This is a genomic window from Bizionia sp., assembly GCF_048259285.1.
In the GTDB taxonomy this organism is placed as follows: Bacteria; Bacteroidota; Bacteroidia; order Flavobacteriales; family Flavobacteriaceae; genus Algorimicrobium; species Algorimicrobium hallyeonense.
Map to the genome: position 1 here is coordinate 1 of NZ_JBLXHU010000087.1, position 5,517 is coordinate 5,517.

Annotated in this window: 3 protein-coding genes; all 3 read left to right on the top strand. The window is 34.7% G+C overall.

What is annotated here, in order from left to right:
* Positions 1 to 3,231, top strand: a 3,231-nt coding sequence (locus ACN0QX_RS15315; protein ID WP_417198182.1) for a SusC/RagA family TonB-linked outer membrane protein, incomplete at its 5' end; no start/stop codon positions are given.
* Between the two features lie 12 nt (positions 3,232 to 3,243).
* On the top strand, positions 3,244 to 4,752 hold the full coding sequence (locus ACN0QX_RS15320; RefSeq protein WP_417198183.1) for a RagB/SusD family nutrient uptake outer membrane protein: 1,509 nt from the start codon (positions 3,244 to 3,246) through the stop codon (positions 4,750 to 4,752).
* Between the two features lie 78 nt (positions 4,753 to 4,830).
* A partial coding sequence (locus ACN0QX_RS15325) for a hypothetical protein (RefSeq protein ID WP_417198184.1) occupies positions 4,831 to 5,517 on the top strand: 687 nt, incomplete at its 3' end.

The following is a 5,517-nucleotide window of genomic DNA, read 5'->3' on the forward strand; positions in this document are numbered from 1 at the left end:
TTTGCACAAGAGAGAACGATTTCAGGTACTGTTTCAGATGAATCTGGTCCATTACCGGGGGTTACGATTTTAAAAAAGGGTACTACACAAGGTACTGAAACAGATTTTGATGGAAATTATTCTATTCAAGCAAAAACAGGAGACATACTTGTTTTCAGTTTCGTTGGTATGAAAACTACTGAAAGAACTGTTGGTGCTTCAAATCAGGTTAATATTGTATTAGAAACTGACAACCTACTAGAAGAAGTAGTTGTTGTAGGTTATGGTACTACAACAAAAAAGGCTTATGCTGGTACAGCTGCTGTTATTGATACAGAAAATCTTGAAGCTAAATCATTTTCAAATGTATCTCAAGCTTTAGCGGGTGAGGTTGCTGGTGTAACTGTTATTAATACATCTGGTCAACCGGGTACGGTTGGTACAGTTCGTATTCGTGGATATGGTTCTCCTTTAGGGAACAGAAGTCCTTTATACGTTATTGACGGTGTTGCATTAGGTAGCCAATTTAACTTAAATTCAATTAACCCTGCTGATATCAAGAGTACTACTGTTTTAAAAGACGCAACAGCTACAGCTATTTATGGGTCAAGAGGAGCTAATGGTGTTATCTTAATTACTACTAAAACTGGAACTTCTTCTGCTGAATCATCTTACATTGAAGCTGATGTAAAAACAGGGGTTAACTTCCAGTCTATAGCTAGGTATGATGTTATTCAAAGCCCAGAAAAATATATTGGTTTAGTATGGGAAGGTTTATACAACAGAGGTGTTGGTTCAGGTCAAGCTGACCCAGTAGCGTATGCTAATGGACTATTATTGTCTGATAATGGTATTGGTGCTGGAAACAATATGTGGCATCCAGCAACTGCGGCTGACTTAATTGATCCAAGTACAAGAACTGTAAGACAAGGTGTTAACAGGTTATTTACTCCTGAAAAATATGCTGATGAAGCTTTTGGCACTGGAATCAGAACTGAAGCTAACTTAAGATTAGGTGGTGGCTCAGAGAAATCTAAATACTTCTTCTCTATGGGATATTTAGATGATGCTGGATACTCTATAAACTCTGATTATAATAGAATTACTTCTAGATTAAACTTAACTTCTGATATCAAAGACTGGTTAGAAGTGGGTGTTAATATGGGATATGCTTATTCAGAAACTAACAACAACGGACAAACAGTAGGTTCAGAAAACTTATTTGAATTCGCTGATAAAATGGCTCCAATTTACCCAGTTTTTGCTAGGTACCCTAATACTGGTGATTTAATTCCTGATCCTGTTTATGGTGGTGCTCAGTATGATTATGGTACACCAACAGGTACTACCAATGGTTTTACAAGAGCTAGACCAAATGCGAACCTATTAAACCCAATTGGATCTGCTGTCTTAGACATTAACAGAGCTGAAACTCATGCCTTAAATGGTAATGTTAGCGCTAAGTTTAAATTATCAGATGAGTTCACTTTTGAAACTAGATACGGTGGACAATATTCATTCGATAGATTTGCTTCTGCTGACAACCACGTATATGGTACTGGAGCTAATAATAATGGAAATTTATTCTTAAGAGATCGTATCAGATGGTCTCAAACATTTACACAGTTATTACGTTATGAGAAATCTTTTGGAGATCATAGTTTCGATGCTTTAGTTGCACATGAAACTTTTGAATACAGATTTGAAGAATCTGGTCAAAACAAACAAGAAGTTATTGTTCCTGGTTTATTAAACTTAGATAACTACTTAATCTCTGCTAGTCCTGCTTACGGTTATAAAAATGGTTCTGCTATAGAATCTTACTTTGGTCAGGTAAATTACAACTACTTAAATAAATATTATTTAACTGGTTCATTAAGAACTGATGGTTCTTCTCGTTTCATCAAGGATAAATGGGGTGTTTTCGGTTCTGTAGGTGCTTCTTGGGTAATTAGTGAAGAAGACTTCATGTCTAACAGTATCTTTTCTTACTTAAAAGCTAAAATTTCTTGGGGTGTTACTGGTGATCAAGATGGTGCTGATGCTACTGATGCATTTAATGTATTTGGTTCAGACGTTGCTGGTGGTAGGTTAGCGTTATTCGAAACTACACCTGGTAAAGATGACTTAACTTGGGAAACTTCAAGAATGTTACAAGGAGGTATTGAAGCTTCTTTAGGTAACTATTTAGATGCTAATTTTGATTATTATAGAAAAAACACAGATAACCTTTTCTTTAACCAAAGAGTTGGTCCTTCTGCAGGTTTTTCTTCTATCTTAGTAAATGACGGGGAATTATTAAACGAAGGTTTTGAATTTGATGTTACAGGTCACATTATTAACAAGCAAGATTTTAAATTAGATTTATCTGTTAATGGTGAAGTTTTAAACAATGAATTTGTTGCATTACCATTAGACCCAACAACTGGTAAGCAAAAAATTATTGATGAGAACTCTAGTTTAGATGGTGCCTATGCATATGCTCCAGGAAGATCTATGTTTGACTTTTATATGAGAGAATGGGCTGGTGTAGATCCTGCTGATGGTGCTCCAATGTGGTATCAATACTATGATGATAAAAATGACAACGGTGTCTTAGATGCTGGCGAAGGAGATTTTTCAACTCTTGAAAATGGAGATGCATCTTCTACAAGTTCATTATATGAATATGAAAAGTTATCTTCTAACACCAACATTAAAAGACAAGTTACTAAAACCTATGCTGATGCAACTCAGGTATACTTAAACAAGTCTTTTATTCCAGATTTAAGAGGTTCTTTTAGATTATCAGGTAAAGTTAAAAATTTTGACTTCTCTACTCAATTTACTTATAGCTTAGGTGGATACGCTTATGATGGTCAGTATGCTGAATTAATGAGTGATCGTTTTGGTGCAGCTGGAAATAACTTCCATAGAGATATTTTTAACAGATGGCAACAACCAGGAGATGTTACTGACATTCCTGCTTTAACAGATAACTTTATAACAAACAGTACATCTCAATCTTCTAGATTTATTACTAGTACGGATTATATTGCTTTAAACAATGCTAGAGTAGGTTATACAGTACCTAGTAAGTTTATGGGAGAATCTGGTATTGACAACATCAATATCTGGGTATCTGGAGATAACTTGTACTTAAATAGTGCAAGAGAAGGTTTTAACCCTAGTGTAAGAGAAAATGGTAGTTCTGCTAGAAGAATTTATGCTCCAGCAACAACTATTACTATGGGTGTAAGAGTTAAATTTTAAAAAATTTACAAAATGAAAAAAATATTAAATATAACTTTATTAGCAGCAGCTTTAAGCATCTCTTTTAGTTGTAGCGATGAATTATTACAAAACAATGGAGTTTCTGGTGAATCACAACCTACTGATGAATTCACAAACGCTCAATTAGAGCAAGGGGCTTTAACAAACGAAGAAATACCAGCAGCTTTCATTACAGGTATATATGCCCAAATGTTTCAAACTGGTACAGGAGGTACTAACTTAAATCATGATGATTTTGGTCAAAAAGGTTATGATATTTACGGTGACATGCTTTGTGGTGACATGGCTTTAAGTGTAAGTACCTATGGTTGGTATCGTTCAGACATCACTGAATTTCAAGCTCCTTTAGACTTCACTAGAGGTAGAAACAGGATGGTGTGGAGATATTACTACAGACTTGTTAGATCTGCTAATAACGTAATTCAAACTTTAGGTGGTAATGATTTTACTCCTGAAACTGATTTTAACAAGCATGCAATGGGGCAAGCTTTAGTAATGAGAGCACACTCTTATTTCTACTTGACTCAATATTTCCAAAAAGAATATAACGCAACAGAAGAAATTTTACCTTTATATCTTGAACCTATTGGATCTAACCTTCCTAAATCAACAGCTGCTGAAATATATGCACAAATGGAAAAAGATTTAACAGATGCTATCACTTTACTAAACGGGTTTAATAGATCTGATAAAGTTCAAGTTAACCAAGATGTTGCTAGAATGATGTTAGCTTATGTTCTTGGTGCTAAAGGAGGTAGAGATACAGATGTAGCTACTTTAACTCAACAGGTTATTAACTCTGGAAACTACACAATGTTAGCTTCAGGTGAAGTTACTAACGGTTTTAGTGACTATAGCTCTCCAAGTTGGATGTGGGGTGTAGATCTTACAGAAACAAATGAACTAGATTTAGTATCATGGTGGGGTCAAATTGATGCTTTCTCATATAGTTATGCTTGGGCAGGAGATTATAAAGCTATTGATTCTGACTTATATGCTGCTATCCCTAATGATGATACAAGAAAAGGTCAATTCTACAATGTTTCAACTAGTGGAAGATACTTACAGCCTTTGTTTAAGTTTTTTGCTTCAAGTGAAATTGGTGGTACATCAAGAACTGTAACTGCTGACTACGTATACATGCGTATTGAAGAAGCTTACTTATTAAATGCTGAAGCTAATGCTAAGAGTGGTAATGAAGGTGCAGCAAGAACATCTTTAAAGGCTTTAGTAGAAAGGAGAGTTCCTGATGCTTCTTATGTTGATGCGTTGAGTGGTCAAGCTTTGTTAGATGAGATTTACTTACAAACTCGTATAGAATTATGGGGTGAAGGTAAAAGCTTCTTAGCAATGAAACGCTTTAAAGCTACAACTTCAAGAGGTGATAACCATCTTTCTTTCGTAGGTGAAGCTATACCATACAATGATGAGAGAATGCAGTTTGAGATTCCTTTAGATGAGATTCAAAACAATCCATTTATCTCAAATCAAAACCAATAAACAACTTTTTTTAAAAGCCACTAATCCTAACAAGGTTAGTGGTTTTTTTTTTACCAATAACTATAAAACTCAATAATTATGAAAAACGTAAAATTATTATTTCTAGCTATTGCTGCTAGTTTTTCTTTAACTAGTTGTGAAGACGAAGTTGAACCTTTAAATACAAATTATATCACATTTAGTAAACCCTCTTACTCTACTGGTATAGAAGTTGGTTCTACTGTTACTTATGATCTTACAATTTATACAGCTAACATTACAAATTCTGATAGAACTTTTACTGTTTCTGTAGATATGGACGCTACCAATGCTGATGCAGCTTCTTATGCTGTTCCTAACTCAGTAATAATTCCTGCAAATCAAAATGAAGGTACATTATCTGTTCAATTATCTGATGTAAACCTTGGTATTGGAGTTAATAAGTTAGTTTTAAACTTTGGTACTGAATCTGGACTTTCTAATGGTGGATCAACAACCATTAACTATATACAAAACTGTACTGAAGTATCTGGAACATTAGATATTGTTTTTGATGGGTATGGAAATGAAACTAGTTGGGAAATTTTAGATTCTTTAGGAGGGGTTGTTGCCTCTGCTGACTTAGGAACATATAGTGAGGGACAAGCTTCAGCATCTATACCTGTAACATTATGTGCTGGAAGATCTTTTACTTTTGTAATTAATGATGACTATGGTGATGGTTTAAGCTACCCCGCTAACGGTACTTATACCCTTACGATTGGAGGAGTTGTTAAAGCTTCAGGA